The sequence below is a fragment of the Rhizobium sp. 05N49 genome (assembly GCF_056396805.1).
In genome coordinates this window covers 142,468-167,870 of the sequence record NZ_JBFTME010000010.1, presented here as the reverse complement: position 1 = coordinate 167,870, position 25,403 = coordinate 142,468, and the positions used below count along the sequence as shown (strand labels likewise).

The window sequence follows — 25,403 nt, the reverse complement described above, 5'->3', positions numbered from 1 at the left end:
AAGTGACCCGCGACATTAATCCTCAAACGGATCGGTCACAAGTATCGTGTCGTCACGCTCGGGGCTGGTGGAAAGGAGTGCGACCGGCGCTCCGATCAGCTCTTCGACCTGGCGAACATACTTGATCGCCTGCGCCGGCAGATCCGCCCAGCTGCGAGCGCCGACCGTCGATTCCTTCCAGCCTTCCAGCGTGACGTAGATTGGCTCGACACGAGCCTGAGCCGCCTGGCTTGCCGGAAGATGGTCGATCTGTTCGCCGTCGAGCATGTAGCCGACGCAAATCTTCAGTTCATCAAGGCCATCGAGCACGTCGAGCTTGGTGAGTGCGATGCCGCTGATGCCGTTGGTGGCGACCGACTGGCGCACGAGTGCAGCGTCGAACCAGCCGCAACGGCGCTTGCGGCCCGTCACCGTGCCGAATTCATGGCCCTTCTCGCCGAGGAACTGACCGATCTCGTCCGTCAGTTCGGTCGGGAACGGACCTTCGCCGACGCGCGTCGTATAGGCCTTGGTGATGCCGAGGATGTAGCCGAGCGAACCCGGACCCATGCCCGAACCGGCAGCGGCCTGACCGGCCACCGTGTTGGACGATGTCACGAAGGGATAGGTGCCGTGATCGATATCGAGCAGGCTGCCCTGCGCCCCTTCGAAGAGGATACGAGCGCCCTTGCGGCGCTCTCTGTCGAGAAACAGCCAGACCGTATCCCGGAAAGGCAGCACGCGGTCGGCGATCGAGGTCAGTTCGTCCATGATCGTCTGATGGCTGACCTCGGCAACGCCGAGACCGCGGCGAAGTGCGTTGTGGTGCGTCAGGATGCGGTCGACCTTGCCAGGCAGGGCTTCGAGGTCCGCAAGATCCATGACGCGGATGGCGCGGCGCCCGACCTTGTCTTCATAGGCCGGGCCGATGCCGCGGCGGGTCGTGCCGATCTTGGTGCCGCTGTTGGAGGCGGCATCTTCGCGATAGGCATCAAGCTCGCGGTGCAGGGAAAGGATGAGGGTGGCATTGTCGGCGATGCGCAGGTTCTCGGGCGTAACCTTTACCCCCTGCGCTTCCAGCCGGCCGATCTCGGCGATCAGGGCATGCGGATCGACGACGACACCATTGCCGATGACGGCCATCTTGCCGGGGCGCACGACGCCGGAGGGCAGCAGCGAGAGCTTGTAGCTCGTGCCGTCGATCACGAGCGTATGTCCGGCATTATGTCCGCCCTGATAGCGCACAACGATGTCAGCACGTTCCGAAAGCCAATCGACAATCTTGCCCTTGCCTTCGTCACCCCACTGCGAACCGACCACGACCACGTTCGTCATCAAACTCTTCCTGTTACCGGCGGAGAACCGCACACCTGCTCAAACCCGCGCATCTATAAAGCTTTGTTTTTGGGAAAGCGACCCTGTTATCACCGCAGATTCGGCTTTTTACGTGACAAATCAGCCGCCGGCAGGCTAAGCCCGCTCACAAAGGCCCGCCAGCGACGACAAAGACGGAAAGAGCACCCTTGCAAGCAACAGCCTATATCTGCCTCGTCATTGCAACTCTCTGCTGGGGCGGCAATGCGGTCGCGGGCAAGCTGGCGCTCGGCCACGTCAGCCCGATGATGCTGACCTTCCTGCGCTGGTTCCTGGCCGTCGTGCTGATCGGCGCCATTTCGCTGCCGCAGTTGCGGAAGGACTGGCCGGTGGTGCGCAAGAACCTGCCTCTCCTCTTCTTCTACGGCGTGATCGGCTACACGACCTTCAATGCCATGCTCTATTCGGCCGTGCAGTACACGACGGCAATCAACGTTGCGATCGAGCAGGCCGGCATTCCCATGCTGATCTTCCTGTTGAATTTCGTCTTTTTCCGCACCGGCGTTTCGCTGGCCCAGGTCGTCGGCTTCGGCATGACGCTTATCGGCGTGGCGCTGACGGCAGCGCATGGCGATCTCGAAACTCTGCTGCAGCTTAGTCTGAACCGCGGCGATGGCTTGATGCTGATCGCCGTCGCCGCCTATGCCGTCTATACGATTTTCCTGAGATGGAAGCCTGTCGTTGACTGGCGCACACTGATGGCGGTCCCGGCTCTCGGCGCAGCGCTGACCGCATTGCCTCTCCTTTTGTGGGAGACTTCGCGCGGCACCGTCCAGTGGCCAGATGGTGAGGGCTGGGCGATCGCCGTCTACACCGCAATCTTCGCCTCGCTGCTCGCGCAGATACTTTATATCAGGGGTGTCGAGGAAATAGGCGCCAATCGCGCCGGCCTGTTCATCAATCTGGTCCCGGTTTTCGGCACACTGCTCTCCGTCGCCCTGCTCGGCGAAACGCTGCAGCTTTTCCACATGATTGCGCTGGTACTGACACTCGGCGGCATCGCCATCGCCGAAAAGGGCCGCCCGAAAACGGCCGCGCCCACCGTACCGGCTTCGCCGGTCGACTAACCGAGCTCCAGCGTCGTCACACCATAGACATTCTTCAGCTGGATTCCCGGCGCCGGGCCGCGATACATGCGCGCGGTTTCCATGACGGGTTCGAGCCCTACGCTTTCGGCAAGCGCAATCGCCTCGGAATTGACGGCGGGTATATCGATATAGATCGACGCACCATGTGCCTGGGGAATGAGGCCTGCCAGAAGGGCGGCGGCGCTATCCGTATCATTGGCAAAAAGCGGACCGATCTTGTAGCCCTCGTAACAGCGGCGGATCGTGCCGTAACCGCGGATCTTGCCGCTCTTGCGCACGACGACCGAGCCGCGTCCCTTTCGCGCCGTGCACCAGGCGGCAAGGAAAGCCGCACGGGGCTGCGGGAAAATGCCGCTGTCGTAGCGTAGCAGGCCTTCGAGCCGTGCATCCGGTACCGGCTGCGCGACGAGTGACGAATCCGGCACCGATGTAGGGACGCCGCCATAACGAATCGTGTTGTAGGCGACCTCGAAACCGGCCTTGCGATAGGCTGCCTGCTGGGCCGCAACGCCATCGAGGCCAATCGTACGGTCTTCGGCCGAAGCGATGCCGGCGTTCCAGATCGCCTTGCCGAAGCCCCGGCCGCGGAAATCGGGATGCACGATGTAGAGACCGAGGAAGGCGAAATTGTCGCCATATTTGACGACCGAGATGGACCCGACCGGCACCTCACCGATGGCGCCCACGAAAAATCCGGAGGGATCAGCCTCGTGGAATGCGATCGCATCGTCGAGGCCGGGATTCCAGCCCTCCTGACGTGCCCATTCCAGCGCAAGCTCCAGTTCGCCGGGCCGCATGGAACGAACGGCAAATTCCGAATTCATGCAACCTTCCCAGATTGAAACCCGCAAGTCCATTCAGTCATGCGCCAAGCAACCGTCAAGTCGATTGTCCCTGCGCTCAGACCGGTCATGATGAACTCACGTTCACGGCTTGAACGATGCGTGTCGTCGTTTTGAAATGCAATGCAAAAGAACTTCGATCTCGCCTTACCATGAAACAATGTAATTGCAATCTCAAGAAAATTACTACACCCGCAGGATCCTTCCGGCGGGTGCAGACCAAATGACGCCAGGATCCGGTTTTCAGGCCTTAGCGCAGAAACGGACCCAGCGCTTCGGCAGTGCCGATGGTCTGGGCAGCGTGGCTGAGAACGCTGTCGAAAACGAAGCCGACGACGATGGTCAGCTGCTGCGAATAGGCCTTGAGCTGATAGCCCTCGCCTTCGACCTGTGCCGGAGCGCTCAGGGCAAAAGGCATGTTCGGGCGGACGAAACCGGCGCTCGTCGTCAACGGCTCCTCCGGCAGGTGGCCGATGGCTGAAGTGTACATCAGATCACGGCCGAAACCGCCCGGGCCAAAGGCGAAAGCCGGCTGGCCCGCAGCCGATATCGTGATTGCGAGCGTTGCGGCAAGAAGAAGTCTGCTCATCTCAAGTCCCCGTTTCCAGCCGGCCGGCAATTTCTGCCTGGCCGCAGCGCCGGTCGCATCTGTCCATGCCCGGCCGCTTTCATGAGGGTCACTCTACATGCCAGTATTTGCAGGCTTTTTAAGCAGATCCGTACAATTTTATTGAAACGCGACTTTTTAGACTGTGCCTGTTCGGGCAGGAAACAATCTTTACCATACGCCTTGACGGTATCTTCGCATCCTTACTTTTAAGGTGCCTCAAAACGAAACAGGGGCAAAAACGATGCACGAAGTTCCAGTCAAATCCAGGATTATCCAGAACGTCTATTTCAGCCAGGAAGACGGGCGTCTGCGCATCTGCTTCCGCAACGGCGAAGAGCGGCTCTTCGAAGGCGTGCCGGCGGCTGACGTGAGCACCATGGTGAAGGCGCCTTCGCCGGGCCAGTATTACATTGACCGGATCAGAACGCGGTATCGCCGTATCGCGGCCTGACAGGCTTCGATCGCTTCACCGGAGCGGCCTTAAATCGATTGTGCCACGCTCCGGTCGAGATTGATTGCCACATCAACGCGAGCCTTATAAATGATGACTTCCATTGTCCGAGGTCTCGCGAACTGACGATGCCATCGTCCGATCAGAACATGAAACTGGCGCCGCAGCCGAAAAAGGGCCGCGCCGTCATGTGGCTGCTGATTGTTCTGTCCCTTTCCATTGTTGGTGCAACAGTGCTGCTGTCGAACGACATGCGGCACCTGAAATCGCTGGCCCACTATTTCGGCATAGAGCTTTTCCCGCCCGCGCCACCTCCGCCTCCCCCGCCGCCCAAGGTCTTCCGCCGCACCGAACCCGTCAGCATCAAGATCGCACCGCGCATGTTCGATCTGCCGCAGCCGGCACTTGCGAGTGTTTTCCTGCGCACCTGGCGGATTTCCGGTCCGGCCATGTGCGAAGCGCTGCGTTCGGCCGGTATAGAAACCAGCGAATGGAAGGAAACAGCCTTCAATTCTGACACGTTCGAATGCTCCCACGAACAGATTTTCAAGAAAGATAAGGATCACATCGTCAGCTCGCTTTTTCTTGTCGTTCGGGGCAACGGCAATGGCGCGATATCGAGCATGCGCGTGAAACTGGTTGGCCCGGCGACCAACAGCGACGGGCAGCTCGATGCGGGAACGATGCGCATCTTTGAGACCATGCTGACGCAGCCGGCCTGGCTCGATTTTCATGATACGCTGGCGGCAATCCGCAATCTCAAGGATGTGAAGGAGGAAGGCTTCGGCGCGCTCATCAACTTCACCCAGGAATTTTCGCGGCCGGGCGCCTTCAACTTCACGCTCCTGCTTCAAGAGACCTCCCCCCAACAGCGCCGCACGAAGGATTACTTCTCCCCGAAGACCTGGCTGCCCGCGCCCGATCCCTCATGGCAGGTGCCGGAACTCATTTTCTGGCGACGCGCGTAATTACCTTACGCTAGCAACGAGGTGCGACCGGGGCGTGCCATTGAGCAGACCGGCGAGATCCTGGCCGTCCCGTCGGCAACTCACCATGAACAGTTTCGGCGCCAGCGCCTTGCGGCTGCACTCGATGAAGCTGCGGCGCAAGGCAGTCCGCAGCAGGCCTGCCGCGTTCTGGCCGCATGCAAGGCGCCGACCCTGCAGATCTGCACATAGCGCCCGCGGAGCGATCCGCGAAACACCGGCAATGACGAAAGTATCGCCCTTCAAGGAGAAGGTTGCATTGTCGATGACCTTCAGGGACTGACCGGCAGAAAACTTGAATGGATAGCGATCGGGCTCGCGTTCATAGGGCTGATGGCTCGGGTCGATATGAACCGGCACGGAAGTCCAGATTGCTCCACTTTCCGCATCCATCCGCGGCGTCGCATCGACAGGAGAAGCAACCAGATGGGAGGAGAAAGCCATTGCGCCGACAACGGCCGCGAGCACACTGCAGACACGGCCGAAAAGAATGAGCAGCTCTGCAATCACCCGCAACGAAGTCACCATGGTTGAAGCTGGATAGAACGTTTTTGAACGCGCGTTGGCGGATGATTGTTCCGTTGTGGGGCGTGCTTCATTTTCATAGCGATCGCGCCCTAATTTGGCGCGTCAAACTTCAGACGCATTTAACTCAAAATAGGTGCGGCTCAGCTCTTTCGATCCTTGACTTGAATCGACCAGAGATTAGCTTTGACGCTGTCTTGAACCGCTCGTCGGATCCAGCAGCCACCTCTCTCGCGCGAAATACATCGGGGAGTACCGCATGGAAACTAGACTGCAGTCCAAACTCATTGAGGCAATCGATTACAAGCGCGAGACTCGACACCTCACGCTCTACCTGACCAACGGCCAACGCCGCCATTACGAAGATGTCCCCGAAGGCATCGTCGTCGGACTGACAGCAGCAGCTTCTCCTGGCGACTTCTACATGAGCCAGATCCGGGGCCGCTTCCGCACCACCTGAAAAATACGGCACGCACCCAAGGCGTGCCGTGTCGGCGCCCCCGGAAGCAAACTGAAGAGCCCGCCAACCGGACCGTTCGAACCGAAATCGGCTTATCTTGCATTCATCGACTGAGTTTCAGAGCCCGATTTCAGCGGGCCACGCTTCGCGATTTGCCGTCGTGGCCGGTTGACGCAAGAAGGCGCCCCGTATCGGCGGCGCTGGAAGGGTAGCCGAGCGCAAAACCCTGCAAGCTGTCGCAGCCGAGCCATGACAGCGTTACGGCGTGGGCCTCGGTCTCCACGCCTTCGGCAATCACTTCCACATCGAGAGCCTTGGCGATCTCGACGATCGATCCGATCACCCGCCTCTGCTCAGCCGATTCCACCACATCGGTCACGAGCTGGCGATCGATCTTCAGCCGCTTCGGCTTCAGCCGCACGAGACCGATGAGCGAGGCATGGCCGGAGCCGAAGTCATCGATCTCGATATCGATACCCATCTCCTTGATGAGGTCGATATTGGCGAGGAATTTCTCATCGCAATCGTCGAGGAAGATCGTCTCCACCAGTTCGAAGACAATGGCGCCGGGCGGAATGGCCAGCCGGCGCAGCTTCTCCAGCAGGGCAGGATCGGCAAGACGTCCGGGTGAGATGTTCACCGCGATGCGCGGCACATGGTAGCCCATGGCCTGCCAGGCGGCGCGATCTTCAAGCGCACGCTGCAGGACCGCGGCATCGATATCAGCCGAAAGCCCGTATTCATCCGCAATGCGCAGGAAGACGCCCGGCGCAAGCACCCCCTTTTCCGGATGATCCCAGCGCGCCAGCGCCTCCAGCCCGGTGATCTCGCGGGTGCGCGCATCGAGCTGAACCTGATAGTAAGGAATGACCTCTCCCTTTTCCAGGGCTTGGGCAAGCCCCTCAGCAAGGCGTCGCTTGCCGCGCAGGTCGTCCTGAAGCTGCCGGCTGAAAAATTCGATGCGATTGCGGCCCAGTTTTTTTGCCTGGTAGAGCGCCAGATCGGACTCGGCGAGCAGGTTGCGCGCCCGCCTGTCGCTGCTCCAGGACACGCCGATCGATGCACCGGACTGCAGCATTTCCTTCCCGAAGCGAATTTTCTTCCGCAACCGCCGCTGCACATCCTCGACTATCGCCGTGAGCTCCTCTAGCCCGGCGAAATTCATCAGGACAATAACGAACTCGTCTCCGCCGACGCGTGCGGCCATGCCATTGGCGGGAATGGCGGCAGCAATTCTGAGTGATGCCGATCGCAACACTGCGTCACCCGCCGTGTGGCCGTGACTGTCATTGATCTGTTTGAACTGGTCGAGATCGAGATGCAGGACGGCAAGCGTGGATATGCTCTTGTCACCGGGCAATTCGGCAAGTCGCTTGTCCAGCAGCCGTCGGTTCGGCATGCCCGTCAGGTAGTCATGATCGGCGACGTGCTCGATGCGCGCATTGCTTTCCTCGAGCGCCAGCGCTCGCGCTTCGGCCACCATCTTCTGCTTGCCGAGTTCGGCATTGAGCAGAACGTCGGCCGTTACGTCCCATTCGGCACCGATGAAGGATGGCATGCCTTCCTCATCGACGTAGAAATGTGCACGCGACCTGATGTGCCTGATCTCGCCACTCGGCAGAATGATACGAAACTGAGAATTGTAGGCACCGCGAGTAGCAATCGCTTTTTCGAAATCCCGCTCGGCCCGTTCCCTGTCGTCAGGATGTATGGCGTTCGCCCAGATAAGGGTCGGCGCTTCTCGATCTGTCTGACCGGTGCCGTAGAGACGATGCATCTGTGCATCCCAGAGAATAGCATCCTTGTTGATGCTGTGTTCCCACACACCAATTTGCGAAGCATCAAGCGCCAGCTCCAGTCGCCGAAGAAGATCCTGGAACTCTCGCTCTGATCGCGTTGGTTTATTCTCGGGCAATTGGTTTCAGCCTTCGAAGCCTGCAAAAACTTATAATATAGTCCCAAGCCCCCATTAATGAAGCCTTTTCGTAAGTACCGAACTAGTTACTAGGTGAACTGTTCGTTACGACTGCCTTCTTTTCGACCAATATTGTTTTGCCCGGAACCCCCGCTCAATCAGTGATTGTGCCGCGGTGGATTCTTGGCAATCTGCCGGAAGTCAGCCGCCCCTTCGATGACCGCACCATCAGAAAGTTGCGTCACCGTGTTGCGGTAAATGCGCTGCCATGGCGTGGCATCGGCCGGCACCGGCGGAATTCCATCGCCCTTGCGCCGCTCGATTTCAGCCTCGTCGACCAGCATATCGCAACGCCCCTGATTGAAATCGATGCGAATGATGTCGCCGGTTCTCAGCCATGCAAGCCCGCCACCCGCCGCACTCTCCGGCGAGGCATTGAGGATCGAAGGGCTGTCCGAAGTGCCGGACTGGCGCCCGTCGCCGATCGTCGGCAAGCTCTTGATGCCGCGTTTGAGGATATGATCCGGCGGCTGCATATTGACCACCTCGGCAGAACCCGGCCAGCCGAGTGGACCGGCGCCCCGGATGGCGAGGATCGTGTTCTCGTCGATGCCGAGTTCCGGATCGTTGATGCGCTTGTGGTAGTCCTCAGAACCGTCGAAGACGACCGCCTTGCCTTCGAACACGCCTTCGCGGCCGGGCTCCTGCAGGTAACGCTTGCGGAAATCCTCTGACACGACGCTCATCTTCATGATGGCGAAATCGAAGAGATTGCCCTTGAGTACGAGGAAGCCCGCACGTTCCTTCAGAGGCTCGTCGTAGGACTTGATGACGTCGCGATCGCGCGATTCACGGCCCTTCAGGTTGTCCGCCATGGTCTTGCCGGTGACCGTGCGACAGTCGCCGTCGAGCTTGCCGGCCTGTAGCAATTCCCACATGACGGCAGGCGTGCCGCCGGCACGGTGGAATTTCTCGCCGAGATAGGCGCCTGCAGGCTGCACATTCGCCAACAGCGGAATGTCAAAACCATGCACCTGCCAATCCTCGGGATACAGCTCCACACCTGCATGCTTTGCCATGGCGGCAAGATGCGGCTGGGCGTTCGTCGAGCCGCCGATCGCCGAATTGGTCTTGATGGCGTTGAGGAAGGCTTCGCGTGTCAGGATATCCGACGGCTTCAGGTCTTCGAACACGATCTCGACGGCGCGGCGGCCGGTGCGATATGCCATCTGGCCGCGCTCGCGATAGGCAGCCGGAATATTGCCGCAGCCTGTCAGCGACAGGCCAAGCGCCTCGGCCAGCGCATTCATGGTCGAGGCCGTGCCCATCGTGTTGCAATGCCCGACGGAGGGGGCCGAATCGAGCGCCGTCTGCAGGAATTCCTCTTCGTCGATCTCGCCTGCTGCGAGCTTCCGGCGCGACTGCCAGATGGCCATGCCCGAGCCTGCGAGTTTTCCTTCGTGCCAGCCGTCGAGCATCGGTCCGCCCGAGAGAACGATCGCCGGAATATCGACTGTCGAAGCCGCCATGATCGCAGACGGCGTGGTCTTGTCGCAGCCTGTCGTCAGCACGACGCCGTCGAGCGGATAGCCGTAGAGAATTTCGACAAGGCCGAGATAGGCGAGATTGCGATCAAGTGCTGCCGTCGGCCGCTTGCAGTTCTCGAAGATCGGGTGTGTCGGAAATTCGATCGGAATGCCGCCTGCATCGCGGATGCCATCGCGCACGCGCTTTGCCAGCTCGATATGGACGCGATTGCACGGTGTCAGATCGCTGCCGCTCTGGGCAATGCCGATGATCGGCTTGCCGGTCCGCAGCTCTTCCGGCGTCACCCCGTAATTCATGAAGCGCTCCAGATAGAGCGCCGTCATGTCGATATGATCGGGATTATCGAACCAGTCCTGTGAACGCAGGCGGCGCTTTTCGGTCTTTCTGTCTGTCATTTCTTTCCTCCCTGTGAGGCATTCCTGTCTTCGAGATGGAGCAGCAAGGCGCTGTGATCCATCTCGCCGTTACCTTTGGCAACAAATTCGGTGAACTCGGCGTGAACCGCTTCCGTCAACGGCAATGTCAGAGACAACGCCTTTGCCGTCGCCATGACGGCATCGAGGTCCTTCAACTGGTTGGCAGAAGAGCCTCCTGGTGCGAACTGCCGGTCAATCATGCGTTTGCCGTGGATGTCCAGAATGCGGCTGTCTGCAAAGCCTCCGCGCACGGCGTCCCGGAAGGCGGCCGGCGAACCTCCGCCCGCCTCGATCAGCATCATCGCCTCCGCAACGGCACCGATGGTCACGGCCACGATCTGCTGGTTGGCGAGCTTGGCAAGCTGCCCGGCGCCAGCTGGCCCGACATGGGTGACGCGTCCCATTGGCGCGAAGATATCGGTGAGTTCGGCGATGACGGACGCATCCCCTCCCGCCATGATGGCAAGTGTTCCGGCCGAAGCTCCGACCACGCCGCCGGAGACCGGGGCATCGATATGGCCGATTCCGCGTTCGGCCAGCTTCCCGGCATGCTCGCGTGCAAATGACGGGGCGATGGAACTCATGTCGATGATAACGGCGCCCGGTCGCATAACATCGACGACGCCCATGTCGAACAACACCTGTCCGACGGCCTGGGCGTTGGTCAGCATGCAGATGACGATGTTGGCTGTAGCAGCAGCCTGCGAGGGGGTGGACGCGATCACGGCGCCGTCGCCGGAGAGCGCCCCGGCCTTGGTACGATCACGGTTCCAGACGGTGACGGAAAAACCGGCGCCAAGCAGCCGCCGTACCATCGGCGCACCCATAAGCCCCGTACCGAGGAAAGCGATCTTCCGCTTTCCACTGTCTTCCGATGCGTGTGTCACCCAGCCTTCCCGAACTGTTGCCTGCCCTTGATACCCCCCTCACCTCAGCATGCAACCGTTTTGATGAACGTAACGCATTTTTGTCGCATCCCTCAAAACGAAACGGGCGAGGACCAAGGTCCCCGCCCGATTTACCCGACAAAGGAGAGATTATTCCGCAGCGACCCGGATGTGGTCTTCCTCATCCTGCGGATGGTTGTCGTTGTGCTGGACGAGAGGACGGTTGCCCGTCATCCGGCGCAGGAGCACGTAGAATACCGGCGTCATGAAGATGCCGAAGAAGGTCACGCCGATCATGCCCGAGAAGACCGCGACACCCATGGCCGCGCGCATCTCGGCACCGGCGCCCGTCGAGGTGACGAGCGGCACGACACCCATGATGAAGGCCATGGAGGTCATCAGGATCGGGCGTAGACGCAAGCGGCTGGCCTCGATTGCGGCTTCACGCGGCGTCCTGCCTTCAAACTCCAGTTCGCGGGCAAATTCCACGATCAGGATCGCGTTCTTGGCCGATAGTCCGACAAGGACGACGAGGCCGATCTGCGTGAAGATGTTGTTGTCTCCACCGGTGAGCCAGACGCCGGTCAAGGCGGCGAGAACACCCATCGGCACGATCATGATGATCGCAAGCGGCAGCGTCAGGCTTTCATACTGGGCAGCCAGCACAAGGAAGACGAGCAGCAACGCCAACGGGAAGACGACGACGCTGGAGTTACCGGCAAGGATTTGCTGGTAGGTCAGATCCGTCCACTCGAAGTCGATACCCGCAGGCAGGGTCTCGTGCAGGATCTTCTCGATCGCCGCCTGGGCCTGGCCGGAGGAGAAGCCCGGAGCCGGACCGCCGTTGATATCGGCAGCGAGGAAGCCGTTGTAACGGTTCGCACGCTCAGGACCGGTACTTGCATCCACCTTCAGCAGGGCTGCAAGCGGGATCATCTGGCCCGATGCCGAGCGAACCTTCAACTGGCCGATATCTTCCGGCTGGGCGCGGAACTTGGCATCGGCCTGCACACGGACGCTGTAGGTTCGGCCGAAGGCATTGAAGTCGTTCACATAGAGCGAGCCGAGATAGATCTGCAGCGTCTGGAAGACATCGGTGACGGAGACTCCGAGCTGTTCGGCCTTGGCGCGGTCGAGGTCAGCATAGAGCTGCGGCACGTTGATCTGGAAGCTGGAGAACAGGCCGGCAAGTTCAGGCGTCTGATAGGCCTTGGCAAGAACTGCCTTGGTTGCTTCGTCGAGCGCCTGGTTGCCCAGACCCGCGCGATCCTCGATCTGCAGCTTGAAACCGCCCGTCGTGCCGAGGCCGTTGACCGGCGGCGGCGGGAACATGGCGATGAAGGCATCCTGGATGGCTCCGAATTTCTGGTTCAGAGCCATGGCGATCGCCCCGCCCGAGAGGTCAGGCGTCTTGCGCTCATCGAAATCCTTCAACGTCACGAATACGATGCCGGCATTCGAAGAGTTGGTGAAACCGTTGATCGACAGTCCCGGGAAGGCGATGGCGTTGGCGACGCCCGGCTGCTTCAAGGCGATGTCCGTCATGCGCTTGATGACGTCTTCCGTACGGTCGAGACTTGCGGCATCCGGCAACTGGGCAAAGCCGATCAGATACTGCTTGTCCTGCGACGGCACGAAACCGCCGGGAACCGTATTGAAGATGCTGTAGGTCGCACCGACGAGCGCAAGATAGATCACCATAACGATGCTCTTGCGCGAGACGAGACCGCCGACACCCTTGCCGTAGGCATTCGAGCCGGCACCGAAGGCGCGGTTGAAGCCACGGAAGAACCAGCCGAAGATCGCGTCCATGAAACGCGTCAGCCAGTCCTTCGGCGCATGGTGACCCTTCAGGAGAAGAGCAGCCAGAGCCGGAGACAGCGTCAGCGAATTGAAGGCAGAAATAACGGTCGAGATTGCGATCGTCAGCGCGAACTGGCGGTAGAACTGACCCGACAGACCGGAGATGAAGGCGAGCGGCACGAAGACCGCGACAAGCACCAGCGCGATCGCGATGATCGGACCGGATACTTCCTTCATGGCCTTGTAGGTCGCCTGACGCGGACTGAGCCCGGCCTCGATGTTGCGCTCGACGTTTTCGACGACCACGATCGCGTCGTCGACGACGATACCGATCGCCAGCACCAGGCCGAAGAGGCTGAGCGCGTTGATCGAGAAGCCGAACATGTACATGACCGCGAATGTACCGATGATCGATACCGGAACGGCAATCAGCGGAATGATCGAGGCACGCCATGTCTGCAGGAAAAGGATGACGACGAGAACGACGAGCGCGATGGCTTCGAGCAGCGTGTCGATAACCTTCTCGATCGAGGCGCGCACGAACTTCGTCGTATCGTAGACGATCTCGTATTTCACGCCTGTCGGCATGGCGAGCTGCAGCTCGTCCATGGTGGCGCGAACATTGTCGGCGATCTCGATCGCATTCGAACCCGGCGCCTGGAGAACGGCAACAGCCACAGCAGGCTTGCCGTCGAGCAGCGAGCGCAGCGTATAGTCGGCAGCACCAAGTTCGATGCGGGCAACATCGCGCAGACGGGTGATCTCGCCATTGGCGCCTGTCTTGACGATGATATTGCCGAATTCCTCAGGCGTGCGCAGGCGACCCTGTGCATTCACGTTGAGCTGCAGGTCGACGCCCTTCTGGCTCGGCGAAGCGCCGATGATGCCGGCAGCGGCCTGGACGTTCTGCGAGCTGATCGCATTGCTGATGTCGCTTGCGGCAAGATTGTGCTCGGCAGCCTTCTGCGGATCGATCCACACGCGCATCGAATAGTCGCCGGCGCCGAAAACCTGCACCTGGCCGACACCGGCGATGCGGGCCAGACGGTCCTTGACGTTCAGTGTCGCGTAATTGCGCAGATAGGTGATGTCATGGCTGTCTCCATCGGAGACGAGGTTGACGACCATGATGAAGTCAGGCGAGCTCTTGACCGTGGTGATGCCGAGCGCACGAACTTCCGCAGGCAGGCGCGGTTCGGCCTGCGATACGCGGTTCTGCACGAGCTGCTGTGCCTTGTCCGCATCAGTGCCGAGCTTGAAGGTGACCGTGACGTTCAAGGCGCCGTCAGACGTTGCCTGGCTGGACATGTAGAGCATGCCCTCGACGCCATTGATCTGTTCTTCGAGCGGTGTGGCCACCGTTTCGGCAATAACGGACGGGTTTGCGCCGGGATAGGTGGCATGCACGACGACCGACGGCGGCACGACCTCGGGATATTCGGAGATCGGCAGCGCCCGAAGGCCGATAAGGCCGGCGACCACGATGAGGACCGAAAGAACACCGGCAAAGACCGGACGGTCGATAAAGAATCTGGATATGTTCATTTTAACGCCCTCTCCGGGGTGAACATGGATGCAAAGTCCCTCGCCGGTGGCTTGAAGGCACACCGGCAGGTCATGTTATCTAGGGAAACGGCCGCCTCCCCGAGGGAAGGAGGCTCAGATCTTACTGAGCGGTCGCGACCTTCTCTTCCATCTGGGGCGCTACGACTGCGCCCGGACGGATGCGCTGCAGTCCGTTGACGACAATCTTGTCGCCGACATTCAAGCCGCCTTCGATCACGCGCTGACCATCGAACAGCGAGCCAAGCTGAATCTGCCGGTAGTTGACCTTGTTCTGGTCGTCGACGACGAAGACGAACTTCTTGTCCTGGTCGGTGCCGATGGCACGATCACTGATGACGATCTTGTTTTCGGCCTTCGGCTGGCCCATGCGCACCCGCACGAACTGGCCGGGGATCAGCTTGCCGCCCGGATTGTCGAAGACAGCCCGCACTGCAATCGTGCCACTGGCCGCGTCCACCTCATTATCGACGAGTTGCAGCTTGCCCTTGATCGGCGTTCCTTCATCGGCGAGCGTGCCGATTTCGACCGGGATCTGCTCTACGGCAGGCAGCGCCGCGTCGGTTGCCGGAAGCTCCGAAAGAGCCTTGGTGACCATCTCTTCGCTTGCATTGAAGCTCGCATAGATCGGTTCGACCGAGACGAGTGTCGTCAGCTCGGGCGATGCTGAACCGGCCGCAACAATGTTGCCGACCGTCACCTCGATCTTGCCGATACGGCCGGAAACCGGCGCCTTGACCTGCGTGTAGTCGAGATCCAGCTGCGCTGACTGAAGGGCTGCCTGTGCCGAACGCAGGCTCGCCTGGGCTTCAGCCAGCGTGCTCTGGCGCTGGTCGAGATCGCTCTGCGAGATCGTCCGGTTGTCCGAAAGACGGCGGCCGCGGTCGAGTTCTGTCTGCGCCAGGCTGACCTTGGCTTCCGCCGAAGCGACCTGGCCTTGCGCCTGGGAAACGGCCGCCTGATAGGGAGCCGGGTCGATGGCAAACAGCAGATCGCCCTGTTTGACCAAGGCACCTTCACGGAAATGCACGGACTGGATGGCGCCTCCGACACGGGGGCGAATCTGCACACGGTCGATAGCCTCGAGGCGGCCGGAGAAATTCTCCCAGTTCGTCACGTCGCGGCTGGCGACGACAGCAACCGTCACCGGCACAGCGGGAGGCTGCGCAGGTTCAGAGGCGGCCGTGGCGGTTGCGCTCATCGGCAGTTCGAAAAAGATGGCAGCGGCCGAAATGGACGCAGCAACACCCAGACCGGCGCCCACCAGGGCCCAGCGTTTACTTCTGGACGTCATTGGTACTCTCCTTGCGGCCGAACGGCCGTAAAAATCAGTTCGTTTTCAATGCAATTGTGGCTGAACGCTCACGTCCTGAAGAAAATCTCCGAAGTGGCGGCTGACGTTGCCTTGCCACGTGGAAGTCCCCTCAGATTTTCCGCCGTAAATGGATGGCCAACCTGTCCCGGCGGGGAGAACATGCTGGCGCACGGCAACGCCTGCCTTCTTCAGGCGAGCGGCGTAACCGATAGTCTCGTCGTGCAGCGGATCATCCTCCGCCGTAAAAATCAGGGCCGGTGCAACACCTGCGATACGCGAGCACAGGCAGGGCGCAGCATAGGGATGGCAGCCGCCGCCGCTCAGGTAATGGCTCCAGCCTTCCGTCCAGCGCTGGCGCATACCGATCTTGTCCGCCTTGCGAATGGAGGATGTTCCCATGAAGGGATCGAGAAGAGGAGAAAGCAGGATCTGGCCGTCGAGCGCATCCGGCATCTGGTCACGCGCCTTCAGCGCGACACCGGCAGCGACGTTACCACCCGCCTCTTCGCCGGCAACGAAAAGCAGCGACTTACGGTCGCCGAGACCGGCTTTCTTGAGTGCGAGATAGGAAAAGATCGAGAAGGAAACTTCGAGCGCCTTCGGAAAAACATTGCCCGAAAGCGTGCTGTAATCGGCAGAAACGACGATTGCGCCGGCTTTTGCGAGGCTGCTTGCAATCGGGCGATCGGCATTCGGGTCCTTGTCGAGAAACGCCCCGCCGTGCAGATATAGCACGATTGGCGGCCCCTTGCCGAAGTCGGCACCCATGTAGACGCGCGCAGAAACGGGGCCAGCGGCCACCTTTTCCAACACCATGTCTTTGATCTCGGGCACCATCGTCACTATCTCTTGCTGCCTACCACACCTCGACAGACAACGCCTGTCTCTTGCATTTTGCACCAAAAAGATATTGTTATTCAAATCGGGGAATAAGAAGCGATATCGCGATAACACTATTCCGAATCCTGAACAATGTTGCAACGCAAACTGCGGAATTGAACCGATGGATCAGCTCTCGGCAATGCGCGTCTTCATCCGCGTGGTGGAGACGGGCAATTTCACCCGCGCCGCCGACATGCTCGCCATGCCCAAGGCGACGGTGACCAATCTCATTCAGGGGCTGGAGGCGCACCTGCGTACCAAGCTCCTCAACCGCACCACCCGCCGCGTCATGGTGACGACGGACGGCGCGCTTTACTACGAACGCGCTGCGCAGATCATTTCCGAGCTCGAGGAGCTGGACGGCAGTCTCTCAAACTCACAGAGCCTGCCGACGGGCAGACTGCGCGTCGAGATGGCCGGCGCCTTCGCCGATTCCATCCTGGTGCCCGCGCTCTGTGATTTCTACGAGCGTTATCCCGATATCCGCATCGACCTCGGCGTCGGCGACCGCACCGTCGACTATCTCGCCGAAAACGTTGACTGCGCGTTGCGCGCCGGCACGCCGGCCGATCAGTCGCTGATCGCCAGGCGCGTCTCGGAAATCGAAATGATCACCTGCGCCGCACCGCTCTATGTGGAGAAATTCGGCCTGCCGCAGCGGCCGGAAGAGCTTGAAACCGAACACTATTCGGTCAATTACTTCCGCGCTCAGAACAATCGCACGGTGCCTTTCGAGTTCCGCAAGGGCAATGAGACCATCGAGGTAAATCCGCGCTATATCGTCTCCGTCAACGACAGCCGCACCTACATGACCGCAGCACTCGCCGGCCTCGGTCTCGCCCAGATCCCGATCTTCATGGCCCGTGAGCCGCTGGCGAAGGGAGAACTGGTGCAGACCCTGACGGAATGGACGCGCGAGTCGCTGCCGCTCTACGTTGTCTATCCCCCGAACCGGCATCTCAGCAACAAGGTCCGTGTCTTCGTCGATTGGCTGGTGAAGCTGCTGGCGGACGCCAAGCTCAACGCTCGCTGACAAACGGCGCCACAAAAGAAACGGCCCGTGATGGGAGGGATAACCGTCACGGGCCTTAATCTGATGTCTGAAACTGAAGGCCTGTCGCACCGCAGGAAAGGCGCGGCAGGCCCTGGAGTGGAGGTCGGGAGGCCGGCGACGATTTGCCGTCTTCCTCCGTCCAATCTGATATAGGTGCGCTTAGCCGGATAGTAAGAGGCAGCACCAAAGAGGCCGTTCACAACTTTGCGACAGGCGGTTATCTGTTGACAACGGGCTTCAGCAGATCCTCGATGCCGATGCGGCGGAAGAGTTCGGCACGCACGCGGTCGGCAACGCCGTTGACAATTTCCGCACCGTCTTCCGACGGATCGATATGGGTGCGGAACGGGCGCTTGCCAAAGGGCATATTCACCACATCGACGATCGCGGTCGCAACGGAAGCAGCATCCGCGTCGGCAGGTTCAAGCGAGGCCAGGCCCTTCAGCGCCTGATCCGGCACGCCCTTATAGGGACCGTCATTATATTCTGCAGCTCGAGCCGTATCGGCGGGCGAACCGGAATGGGCGAAGTGGTTCGTGCCCTTGGTGAAGGCACCGGGAACGATGATTGCCGTTTCGATGCCCCAGCGGGTCAGTTCACTGGCATAGGAGACGGCAAGCGAGTCCATGGCGGCTTTGGCGGCGAAATAGGGAGCAAGGTATGGAGGTGTGCCGCCACGAGTGGACGAGGAGGAAACCCAGACGACGAGACCCCTGCCCCGGTTGCGCAGGTGCGGCAGCACAGCGCGGTTCACACGCTGGGTCGACAGCACGTTGATGTCAAAAAGCTCGGCATATTGCTCAGGCGTGAAGGCCTCGGCCGGACCGAAGGACATATGGCCCGCATTGTGGATGATCGTATCGATGTGCCCCTCAGCGGAAATCACCTTGGCAATGCCTGCTTCGACGGAAGCATCAGACGCGACATCCAGTTCGACAGCCTTGAGATCGACACTGTTCTCTTTCGAGAAGGCTTCGACGGCCTCGACCTGCGGCCGGTTACGGCCTTCTGTTTCGCGCATCGAGGCATAGACGGTGTGACCGGCCTTGGCGAGCGCGCGGGCGGTAAGAGCCCCGAAGCCGCTGGAAGCACCGGTGATGACGATGACTTGCTTGCTCATGATCCTGTTCCTTCTATTCGAGTGGGTTGGCTATCCGAATGGGGTTGATTGAAAGAATGCGAGGGAAGAGCGTGGCGGCGCTCTCGCCGCCACGAAATCTGCGTCAGACCATGCCGCCATTGGCACGCAGCACCTGACCGTTGATCCAGGCGCCGTCGGGGCCGGCGAGGAAGGCAACCACACCGGCGATATCCTCAGGCGTGCCGAGGCGTTCGAGCGGGTTTGCCTTTGCAAGGCGATCGATCAGCTCATCGGACTTGCCATTGAGGAAGAGATCAGTGCCCGTCGGGCCGGGAGCGACCGTGTTGACGGTGATCTGGCGGCCGCGCATCTCCTTGGAGAGGATGGCGCCCATCGTCTCGACGGCAGCCTTCGTTGCGGCATAGACGCTATAGGTTTCCGGCTTCAGGCCGACGACCGAGCTCGAGAAGTTGATGACCCGGCCACCGTCACGCAGGCGCTTGGCAGCCTCGCGCAGCGTATTGAACGTGCCCTTGAGGTTGACGCTGATCTGGCGGTCGAAGCTGGCATCATCAACATCGGCAAGGCGCGACAGAAGCATGATGCCGGCATTGTTGACGAGGACGTCGACACCGCCGAAGGCTGCCTCTGCCGCGTCGAACATGCGGCGCACAGCCTCGGCATCGGCCACATCGCCCTGTGCCGTCAGCGCCTTGCCGCCGGCCTTCTCGATCTTCTGGGCCAGTTCTTCGGCAAGGGCAGCGTTGCCGGCGTAGTTGATGACGACGGTAAAGCCGTCCTTGGCGAGACGTTCAGCAATCGAAGCACCGATGCCACGGGAAGCGCCGGTTACGAGAGCGACCTTGTTTTGATTGTCAGACATTTTCTTCTCCTTTGCTTCGGCGCCGCAGCGCCCTTTCGATGAGAAGAAGATGCCCCTTTATGTCTTGCGGATAATCAGCCATTATTCGGCATCACTATCCGGGAAATGCGAACAAATTAGATGGACAGATTTGATGCCATGCGGGTCTTTTCCCGCGTCGTGGAGCGCCGCAGCTTCACGCTTGCCGCAGAAGATACCGGCCTCCCGCGCTCGACCGTGACGGACGCGATCAAGCAACTTGAGGTGCGCCTCGGCGTGCGCCTGCTTCAGCGCACCACCCGTCATGTCAGCCCGACGCTCGATGGCGAAGCCTACTACCAGCGTTGCCTGTCGATCCTTGCCGATATCGAGGAGGCTGAAGGCGCCTTTGYCGGCGCCAAGCCGAAAGGCTTGCTGCGGGTCGACGTGCACGGCACGCTGGCCCGCCATTTCGTATTGCCGAGCCTGCCGTCGTTTCTGGAAACCTATCCCGATATCGAATTCTACATGAGCGAAGGCGACCGGCTGGTGGACCTGGTGCGCGAAGGCATCGACTGCGTGCTGCGCGTTGGCGTACCGCAGGATAGCGACATGGTCGCCCGGCGCGTCGCCATGCTGGACGAGATCACACTGGCCTCTCCCTCTTATATCGCCGCTTTCGGCAGGCCTGACCACCCGGAGAGGCTGGATACACACCGCATGGTCGGCTTCCGCGCGACGGGCAGCGCCGGCCCGCTGCCGCTGGAATTCATCGTCGATGGCAGCGTGCGCAACATCACCATTCCCGCGACCGTCACCGTCAATGCCGCCGAAAGCTATATTTCCGCTGCCCGCATGGGCCTCGGCATGATCCAGATCCCGCGCTACCACGCCGAACAGGATCTGGCCGCCGGCACGCTCGTTCAGGTGCTCGCCAATTTTCCGCTGACGCAGACGCCTGTCTCGTTGCTCTACCCGCGAAACCGCCAGCTTTCGCCGCGCGTGCGTGTTTTCATCGACTGGCTGGTGAAGGTCTTTGCTCGACAAACCACCGAAAACGCGGTTCACTCATATTAGCATCTTCGGAGAAAGAGATATGGCACTCAGCGATATCATCGTCTACCAGGCTGACGAAGGCTTCATCGTCGAATTCGGCGGCGAAGGGGAAGACAGGATTGCGGTGACACTGCGCGAAGCGCCCGATCTTACCCACGACAATGCCATCGCCAAGGCCAGGGCACTGATGACCTTGGCTTTAGAGCCCGTTCACGGAGATAGCGCCCGCAGTAAGGATCCAGCCCTGCTGGAGGAAGAGCTGAACGAAGGCCTGGAGGATTCCTTCCCGGCAAGCGACCCAGTTTCCGTCACCGTTTCCTCCATTCCCATGCGCGATCCGAATACCGGCCACTAGATCTGAATCGGCATCTATTGCCGATGCCGTGAGGGCCAGGACGTTCCGGCTGGCGGATCATCGAAGGGGATGGTATCGCCAGTCTCCATGAGCATCGAGACGATCAATGGCGCGATCGGCGCCGGCCCGCTTGCCGGGGAGAGCCTGCGCCAGTTCTTCGAACGCGATGCGATCGAGGTCGCCCGCGATCTGCTCGGCTGCCACCTCATGGTCAAAGGCGCGGGCGGACGGATCACCGAAACCGAAGCCTATTACCCGGACGACGAGGCGTCTCACAGTTTCCGGGGACCGACCAAGCGCAACGGCGCCATGTATGGCCGTCCGGGAAATGTCTATATCTACCGCATCTATGGCATGTACTGGTGCCTGAACTTCGTCTGCACGCCGGGCTCGGCAGCGCTGATCCGTGCCTTGGAGCCGGAAACCGGACTGGCGACCATGGCGGAAAGGCGCGGCACAGATGTGCTCACACAGTTCTGCAGCGGTCCGGGAAAACTCTGCCAGGCGCTCGGCATCGATATCGCCATCAACGACCGGATGCTCGACCAGCCGCCCTATGCGATCTCGCCATCCGCGCCTGTTCCGATCGTCTCGGGCAAGCGGATCGGCATTACGAAAAATGCCGAAGCACCATGGCGCTTCGGCATTCAGGGATCGCGATACCTGAGCAAACCGTTCCGCTGACGCGGAGGCTGCAACGTCATTCCATGACGGCACTATGGTCCATGGCCGGCGGCGCCTTCGGCTTCCTCAAAAGCAGCACCAGCGGCATGACGGCCAGCGACATCAGCATCAAGAGCTTGAAGTCATCAATATAGGCGATGATGGTCGACTGTAGTGTGATGAGGTCGTTGAGGGCGGCACGGCCGACTGCCGTCAGCGGACTGAGGCTCTGGGCAGCCGTCGCATTGAATGCATGATTGAACGGCGTCACGTAGGCTGCGATCGACTCGTGATTGCTCTGCGTATTCTCGACAATCAGCGCCGAGACGATCGAGATTCCGACCGAGGAGCCGATGTTACGCGACAGGTTGTAGAGGCCGGTCCCGTCGCCCCGCATCTGCGCCGGCAGCGTCGCAAAGGCGATCGTCGTCAGCGGCACGAACAGGAAGCCGAGGCCGGCACCCTGGATGAAGCCGACCGAAACGATCGTCCATTGCGAAACGTCAGGCGTCCAGCCGGTCATGTCGTACATTGCCCAGGCGGTCAGACCGAGGCCGAGCAAAAGCAGCCAGCGCGTATCCACCTTGCCGATCAGCCGGCCGACGATGAACATGCAGAGCATGGTCCCGAGCCCGCGCGGCCCCATGACGATGCCCGCCGTGATGACCGGATACCCCATCAGCGTCTGCAGATAGGGCGTCATCAGCGCCAGCGAGGCGAGATAGGTGATGCCGATCACGAAGATGAAGATCATGCTGACGGTGAAATTCTGGTCGAGGAACAGCCGCGGATTGACGAAGGATTTCTCCGCCGTCAGCGTATGCACCAGAAGCAGATAGAAGGCCGCAGCGCAGACGATCGCTTCGACGACGATTTCGCCCGAAGAGAACCAGTCAAGCTGCTCGCCGCGATCAAGGAAGAGCTGCAGCGCGGCGATGAACAGGCTCATCATCCCGAAGCCGAACCAGTCGAGCTTGGCGAACGCATCCCTCTTCGTCTCCGAAACGAAGATGACGATGCCGGCAAAGGCGAGCGCGCCGATTGGGATGTTGATGTAGAAGACCCAGCGCCAGCTGATATTGTCAGTCAGCCAGCCGCCGATGACGGGCCCCAGAACCGGCCCGACCATGACCGAGACGCCGAAAAGGGCCATGGCCGAGCCGCGCTCCTCGACGGAATAGATGTCGAGAAGGATGCCCTGGGAAAGGGGAACGAGCGAGGCGCCGAACAGGCCCTGCAGCAGGCGGAAGGCAACGATCTGCGGCAGCGACTGCGCCAGACCGCACAGGATGGAGGCGACGACGAAACCGACGATCGCCGTCAAAAGCACGCGCTTGCGGCCGAACTTGGCCGCAAGGAAGCCGGACGGCGGCGTCATGATGGCGGCCGCGACGATGTAGGAGGTCAAAACCCAGTTGATCTGGTCGGCGGAAGCTGAAACGCTGCCCTGGATATAGGGCAGCGCCACGTTGGCGATCGTCGTATCCAGCGCCTGCATGATGACGGCCAGAATGACGCAGGCCGTGATCGCGCCGCGATTGGCAACAGGGGTTGCCAGTGATTCAGGAGCATTGCTCATGGCCGTTACTCGTGGCTCTTAGCCTGGCCCAGAAGGTTGCTGATGAAATCGGGAAGGCCGCGTGCATGGCCGGTATCGACATCGACGACCGTGCTCATGCCGACGCGAAGCGGCGGCTTGCCTTCGGTCTCATCGATGCTGACGCGCATCGGAATGCGCTGCACGACCTTCACCCAGTTGCCGGTGGTGTTCTGTGCCGGCAGCAGCGAGAAGGATGAGCCGGAAGCCGGGCTGATGCTCTCGACCTTGCCCTTCCAAACGACGCCCGGATAGGTATCGACATAGATGTCGGCCGTCTGGCCCGGCTTGACATAGGTGAGTTCGGTTTCCTTCGGGCTGGCGGAGATCCACAGATGGGTGGTCGAAACCAGTGAGAAGGCCTGCTGCGAAGCCTGCAGGTAGGAACCGACCTGCAATGCGTTCACATTGGTCACGATACCGTCGAACGGTGCCTTGACGATGCTGTGGTCGAGTTCGCGCTGGTCGTTGTCGACCTGCGATTTGGCCTGCAGGTAAAGCGGGTTCTCCTCGACCGGTTGATCGGCATTGCCGCCGAGCTGGGCCAGTGTCGTTGCGGCTTCCGCCTTGGCGACGGAAACCTTCTGCTGCGCGACCTCAAGATTGTGCTTGGCTTCGTCATAGGCCGACTGCGTGGCGCTGCCGTTGTTGACGAGGTTCTGCTGCCGGTCGAACTGGTCCTGATAATAGGGCAGATCGGCTTCGGCCTGGGTGATTTCGGTCAGCGACTGCCGGTAGCTGGCCTGCATATTCATGATCTGGTTGCGCTGTGCGCCGAGCTGCGCCTTGGCGCCATCGAGAGCGATCTTGAAGGAATCCGACTGCAGACTGAAGAGCACCTGCCCTGCCTTGACCTGCTCGTTCTCATGCACGTTGATCTTGTCGACGATGCCCGAAACGTCGGTGGTAATGCCCACCATGTCCGCCTGGATATAGGCATTGTCGGTCGACATGATCTGACCGCCATTGACGTAATAGTAGCCGCCGACGGCGAGCGCCACGGGCAGCAGTGCAAAGAGAACGGGACGGGTGAAGCTGCGCCGGCGGCGGACCTTATTGCCGCCAGGCGCAGCCACCGCGACAGCCGCAGGCGCTGAATTGGATGAAGGCGCCTCAGCTACCGTTTCCGGTTGTTGGGTAGTTTCTTCGACAGGTTTTTTGGCATTGGCGTCGGACACGACGCGCAAGGAGGATTGATCAGCCATGATTCGTCTCATTCTCGGCGACCGGAGACCGGCACGCCTGCACCAGGTTCGTCTTCATTACGGATAGGATATGGAAAAGCTGCTCGCGCTGTTCGGGCGCGATGCTTTCCAGTGCTTCGCCGCGGGTCACGTCGCCGATCTCACGCATTTCGGCGAGAATCGGATGGGCTGCCTCGCGCATGTAAAGCAGCCAGATGCGTCGGTCGGTCGGGTGCTGGCGGCGCTCGATCAGGCCGCGCTCGGCGAGCTTGTCCAGGATGCGGACCAGGGTGATCGGCTCGATTTCGAGGATTTCGGCAAGCCCGCTCTGATGGATGCCCTCATTGTTGGCGAGATAGGCCAGCGTCTGCCACTGAGACCGCGTCAGCCCAAGGTCCTTTGCGCGCTGCTCGAACCGCTTGCGCAGCAGGCGGGCGACGTCGTGCAGAAGAAAACCGAGTGTTGGATTGTTGGTCATTTACCTTCGCCGGCTAGTAATAAGCATCCTTATGATAATGGTAGATATATTGAGCATGTGTAATGCACAAGCATGCAACCTCAAGATTCCGCAGCTGCGGCCAAAATGCCGCAGCCCACCGTTCGGCGAGCCTTCCGATCTGGTTTTGAGAGACGCAAGCTGGCGTCGAAACGCCTCGCGCAAATGTGATAACGCGACACATCCGCAGAAATGCAGGGGTTTGCGGAACGCCAAATCAATGCGAACAATTGGCGTTTGCAATTTTTGGATTCTCCCGTTTATAGTCTGTCTTCATAGGGTTACGGAGATCAGGATTTTCTCCTTCCGGTTGATTTCGAGGTGCTGGCTTGCACCCGTCATCTTCCCGGCAGCCACGCATGAGTAGAATTCGGACTTAGGACGAAGGCTCATGCTTTCGTCCCGGCAGACATGAACAGCAATTTTCAGGCA

General features: G+C 60.4%; 21 protein-coding genes and 2 pseudogenes. 8 read left to right on the top strand and 15 right to left on the bottom strand.

Annotation, left to right across the window (positions count from 1 at the left end):
- Window positions 1–15: 15 nt before the first annotated feature.
- The gene (locus tag AC1DF8_RS21050) at window positions 16–1,314 is read right to left on the bottom strand and encodes an adenylosuccinate synthase (RefSeq protein ID WP_112543974.1); all 1,299 of its coding nucleotides are present in this window, start codon (window positions 1,312–1,314) and stop codon (window positions 16–18) included.
- Window positions 1,315–1,502: 188 nt separating this feature from the next.
- On the opposite strand from AC1DF8_RS21050, the gene AC1DF8_RS21045 reads away from it, so the two are divergent.
- The gene (locus tag AC1DF8_RS21045; RefSeq protein WP_183847335.1) at window positions 1,503–2,420 is read left to right on the top strand and encodes a DMT family transporter; all 918 of its coding nucleotides are present in this window, start codon (window positions 1,503–1,505) and stop codon (window positions 2,418–2,420) included.
- On the opposite strand, the gene AC1DF8_RS21040 is transcribed toward AC1DF8_RS21045, so the two are convergent.
- Together AC1DF8_RS21040 and AC1DF8_RS21035 are read right to left on the bottom strand one after the other, a co-directional pair.
- Window positions 2,417–3,265 (bottom strand): GNAT family N-acetyltransferase, encoded by an 849-nt coding sequence (locus tag AC1DF8_RS21040; RefSeq protein ID WP_112971191.1) that lies wholly within the window; start codon window positions 3,263–3,265, stop codon window positions 2,417–2,419. The two genes, AC1DF8_RS21045 and AC1DF8_RS21040, sit on opposite strands and share 4 nt — an antisense overlap.
- A gap of 268 nt (window positions 3,266–3,533) precedes the next feature.
- A complete protein-coding gene (locus tag AC1DF8_RS21035) occupies window positions 3,534–3,872 on the bottom strand; it encodes a hypothetical protein (protein ID WP_112543971.1) in 339 nt (112 codons plus the stop codon).
- A 262-nt stretch (window positions 3,873–4,134) separates the two neighbouring features.
- Between AC1DF8_RS21035 and AC1DF8_RS21030 the strand changes: the two genes are divergently transcribed.
- Together AC1DF8_RS21030 and AC1DF8_RS21025 are read left to right on the top strand one after the other, a co-directional pair.
- Complete coding sequence (locus tag AC1DF8_RS21030; protein WP_007815154.1) at window positions 4,135–4,344, top strand: KTSC domain-containing protein; 210 nt, start codon at window positions 4,135–4,137, stop codon at window positions 4,342–4,344.
- Window positions 4,345–4,472: 128 nt separating this feature from the next.
- A complete protein-coding gene (locus AC1DF8_RS21025) occupies window positions 4,473–5,312 on the top strand; it encodes a DUF6030 family protein (RefSeq protein ID WP_183847340.1) in 840 nt (279 codons plus the stop codon).
- Here AC1DF8_RS21025 and AC1DF8_RS21020 read toward each other — a convergent pair whose 3' ends face one another.
- Window positions 5,313–5,846, bottom strand: a complete 534-nt coding sequence (locus tag AC1DF8_RS21020) for a hypothetical protein (protein ID WP_478154798.1) — start codon at window positions 5,844–5,846, stop codon at window positions 5,313–5,315.
- A gap of 268 nt (window positions 5,847–6,114) precedes the next feature.
- On the opposite strand from AC1DF8_RS21020, the gene AC1DF8_RS21015 reads away from it, so the two are divergent.
- Window positions 6,115–6,315, top strand: a complete 201-nt coding sequence (locus AC1DF8_RS21015; protein ID WP_051942244.1) for a KTSC domain-containing protein — start codon at window positions 6,115–6,117, stop codon at window positions 6,313–6,315.
- Window positions 6,316–6,445: 130 nt separating this feature from the next.
- On the opposite strand, the pseudogene AC1DF8_RS21010 reads toward AC1DF8_RS21015, so the two are convergent.
- The 6 genes and pseudogenes from AC1DF8_RS21010 to AC1DF8_RS20985 all read right to left on the bottom strand — a co-directional run bounded on the left by AC1DF8_RS21010 (window position 6,446) and on the right by AC1DF8_RS20985 (window position 16,599).
- A pseudogene (locus AC1DF8_RS21010) lies at window positions 6,446–8,256 on the bottom strand (putative bifunctional diguanylate cyclase/phosphodiesterase).
- A 132-nt stretch (window positions 8,257–8,388) separates the two neighbouring features.
- Window positions 8,389–10,173, bottom strand: coding sequence for an IlvD/Edd family dehydratase (locus tag AC1DF8_RS21005; protein ID WP_478154796.1), 1,785 nt, complete (start codon window positions 10,171–10,173; stop codon window positions 8,389–8,391).
- Window positions 10,170–11,093 (bottom strand): annotated as a pseudogene (locus AC1DF8_RS21000) (NAD(P)-dependent oxidoreductase); the annotation flags it as partial. The gene AC1DF8_RS21005 and the pseudogene AC1DF8_RS21000, both read right to left, overlap by 4 nt.
- Before the next feature lie 138 nt (window positions 11,094–11,231).
- The gene (locus AC1DF8_RS20995) at window positions 11,232–14,429 is read right to left on the bottom strand and encodes an efflux RND transporter permease subunit (RefSeq protein WP_478154794.1); all 3,198 of its coding nucleotides are present in this window, start codon (window positions 14,427–14,429) and stop codon (window positions 11,232–11,234) included.
- 121 nt (window positions 14,430–14,550) lie between these two features.
- Entirely contained in the window at window positions 14,551–15,741 is a 1,191-nt protein-coding gene (locus tag AC1DF8_RS20990) for an efflux RND transporter periplasmic adaptor subunit (protein ID WP_112543964.1), read from the bottom strand.
- 45 nt (window positions 15,742–15,786) lie between these two features.
- Window positions 15,787–16,599, bottom strand: a complete 813-nt coding sequence (locus tag AC1DF8_RS20985) for an alpha/beta hydrolase (RefSeq protein WP_478154792.1) — start codon at window positions 16,597–16,599, stop codon at window positions 15,787–15,789.
- Window positions 16,600–16,765: 166 nt separating this feature from the next.
- Between AC1DF8_RS20985 and AC1DF8_RS20980 the strand changes: the two genes are divergently transcribed.
- On the top strand, window positions 16,766–17,677 hold the full coding sequence (locus AC1DF8_RS20980; RefSeq protein ID WP_112543962.1) for a LysR family transcriptional regulator: 912 nt from the start codon (window positions 16,766–16,768) through the stop codon (window positions 17,675–17,677).
- A 238-nt stretch (window positions 17,678–17,915) separates the two neighbouring features.
- On the opposite strand, the gene AC1DF8_RS20975 is transcribed toward AC1DF8_RS20980, so the two are convergent.
- Together AC1DF8_RS20975 and AC1DF8_RS20970 are read right to left on the bottom strand one after the other, a co-directional pair.
- Window positions 17,916–18,818: an SDR family oxidoreductase gene (locus AC1DF8_RS20975; protein ID WP_112543961.1), complete on the bottom strand. Its 903-nt coding sequence runs from the start codon at window positions 18,816–18,818 to the stop codon at window positions 17,916–17,918.
- A gap of 103 nt (window positions 18,819–18,921) precedes the next feature.
- Window positions 18,922–19,662 (bottom strand): SDR family oxidoreductase, encoded by a 741-nt coding sequence (locus AC1DF8_RS20970; protein WP_478154789.1) that lies wholly within the window; start codon window positions 19,660–19,662, stop codon window positions 18,922–18,924.
- 120 nt (window positions 19,663–19,782) lie between these two features.
- Here AC1DF8_RS20970 and AC1DF8_RS20965 point away from each other — a divergent pair, with 120 nt between their 5' ends.
- The 3 genes from AC1DF8_RS20965 to AC1DF8_RS20955 all read left to right on the top strand — a co-directional run bounded on the left by AC1DF8_RS20965 (window position 19,783) and on the right by AC1DF8_RS20955 (window position 21,715).
- A complete protein-coding gene (locus AC1DF8_RS20965; protein ID WP_478154787.1) occupies window positions 19,783–20,697 on the top strand; it encodes a LysR family transcriptional regulator in 915 nt (304 codons plus the stop codon).
- Between the two features lie 19 nt (window positions 20,698–20,716).
- Window positions 20,717–21,031: a hypothetical protein gene (locus AC1DF8_RS20960; protein WP_113116728.1), complete on the top strand. Its 315-nt coding sequence runs from the start codon at window positions 20,717–20,719 to the stop codon at window positions 21,029–21,031.
- A gap of 69 nt (window positions 21,032–21,100) precedes the next feature.
- Complete coding sequence (locus AC1DF8_RS20955; protein WP_478154785.1) at window positions 21,101–21,715, top strand: DNA-3-methyladenine glycosylase; 615 nt, start codon at window positions 21,101–21,103, stop codon at window positions 21,713–21,715.
- 16 nt (window positions 21,716–21,731) lie between these two features.
- On the opposite strand, the gene AC1DF8_RS20950 is transcribed toward AC1DF8_RS20955, so the two are convergent.
- From AC1DF8_RS20950 to AC1DF8_RS20940, 3 genes are read right to left on the bottom strand one after another with little or no spacing between them, the layout of a single operon-like run.
- Entirely contained in the window at window positions 21,732–23,273 is a 1,542-nt protein-coding gene (locus AC1DF8_RS20950; protein ID WP_478154783.1) for a DHA2 family efflux MFS transporter permease subunit, read from the bottom strand.
- Between the two features lie 5 nt (window positions 23,274–23,278).
- The gene (locus AC1DF8_RS20945; RefSeq protein WP_478154781.1) at window positions 23,279–24,496 is read right to left on the bottom strand and encodes an HlyD family secretion protein; all 1,218 of its coding nucleotides are present in this window, start codon (window positions 24,494–24,496) and stop codon (window positions 23,279–23,281) included.
- A complete protein-coding gene (locus AC1DF8_RS20940; RefSeq protein WP_112543954.1) occupies window positions 24,489–24,953 on the bottom strand; it encodes a MarR family winged helix-turn-helix transcriptional regulator in 465 nt (154 codons plus the stop codon). Before AC1DF8_RS20940 ends, AC1DF8_RS20945 begins: the two co-directional genes overlap by 8 nt.
- Window positions 24,954–25,403 lie beyond the last annotated feature (450 nt).

Excerpts from the sequence above, each read along its gene's own strand:
- AC1DF8_RS21050 (WP_112543974.1), bottom strand. The coding sequence starts at position 1,314 with ATGACGAACGTGGTCGTGGTCGGTTCGCAGTGGGGTGACGAAGGCAAG.
- AC1DF8_RS21040 (WP_112971191.1), bottom strand. The coding sequence starts at position 3,265 with ATGAATTCGGAATTTGCCGTTCGTTCCATGCGGCCCGGCGAACTGGAG.
- AC1DF8_RS21035 (WP_112543971.1), bottom strand. The coding sequence starts at position 3,872 with ATGAGCAGACTTCTTCTTGCCGCAACGCTCGCAATCACGATATCGGCT.
- AC1DF8_RS21030 (WP_007815154.1), top strand. The coding sequence starts at position 4,135 with ATGCACGAAGTTCCAGTCAAATCCAGGATTATCCAGAACGTCTATTTC.
- AC1DF8_RS21025 (WP_183847340.1), top strand. The coding sequence starts at position 4,473 with ATGCCATCGTCCGATCAGAACATGAAACTGGCGCCGCAGCCGAAAAAG.
- AC1DF8_RS21015 (WP_051942244.1), top strand. The coding sequence starts at position 6,115 with ATGGAAACTAGACTGCAGTCCAAACTCATTGAGGCAATCGATTACAAG.
- AC1DF8_RS21005 (WP_478154796.1), bottom strand. The coding sequence starts at position 10,173 with ATGACAGACAGAAAGACCGAAAAGCGCCGCCTGCGTTCACAGGACTGG.
- AC1DF8_RS20995 (WP_478154794.1), bottom strand. The coding sequence starts at position 14,429 with ATGAACATATCCAGATTCTTTATCGACCGTCCGGTCTTTGCCGGTGTT.
- AC1DF8_RS20990 (WP_112543964.1), bottom strand. The coding sequence starts at position 15,741 with ATGACGTCCAGAAGTAAACGCTGGGCCCTGGTGGGCGCCGGTCTGGGT.
- AC1DF8_RS20985 (WP_478154792.1), bottom strand. The coding sequence starts at position 16,599 with ATGGTGCCCGAGATCAAAGACATGGTGTTGGAAAAGGTGGCCGCTGGC.
- AC1DF8_RS20980 (WP_112543962.1), top strand. The coding sequence starts at position 16,766 with ATGGATCAGCTCTCGGCAATGCGCGTCTTCATCCGCGTGGTGGAGACG.
- AC1DF8_RS20975 (WP_112543961.1), bottom strand. The coding sequence starts at position 18,818 with ATGAGCAAGCAAGTCATCGTCATCACCGGTGCTTCCAGCGGCTTCGGG.
- AC1DF8_RS20970 (WP_478154789.1), bottom strand. The coding sequence starts at position 19,662 with ATGTCTGACAATCAAAACAAGGTCGCTCTCGTAACCGGCGCTTCCCGT.
- AC1DF8_RS20960 (WP_113116728.1), top strand. The coding sequence starts at position 20,717 with ATGGCACTCAGCGATATCATCGTCTACCAGGCTGACGAAGGCTTCATC.
- AC1DF8_RS20955 (WP_478154785.1), top strand. The coding sequence starts at position 21,101 with ATGGTATCGCCAGTCTCCATGAGCATCGAGACGATCAATGGCGCGATC.
- AC1DF8_RS20950 (WP_478154783.1), bottom strand. The coding sequence starts at position 23,273 with ATGAGCAATGCTCCTGAATCACTGGCAACCCCTGTTGCCAATCGCGGC.
- AC1DF8_RS20945 (WP_478154781.1), bottom strand. The coding sequence starts at position 24,496 with ATGGCTGATCAATCCTCCTTGCGCGTCGTGTCCGACGCCAATGCCAAA.
- AC1DF8_RS20940 (WP_112543954.1), bottom strand. The coding sequence starts at position 24,953 with ATGACCAACAATCCAACACTCGGTTTTCTTCTGCACGACGTCGCCCGC.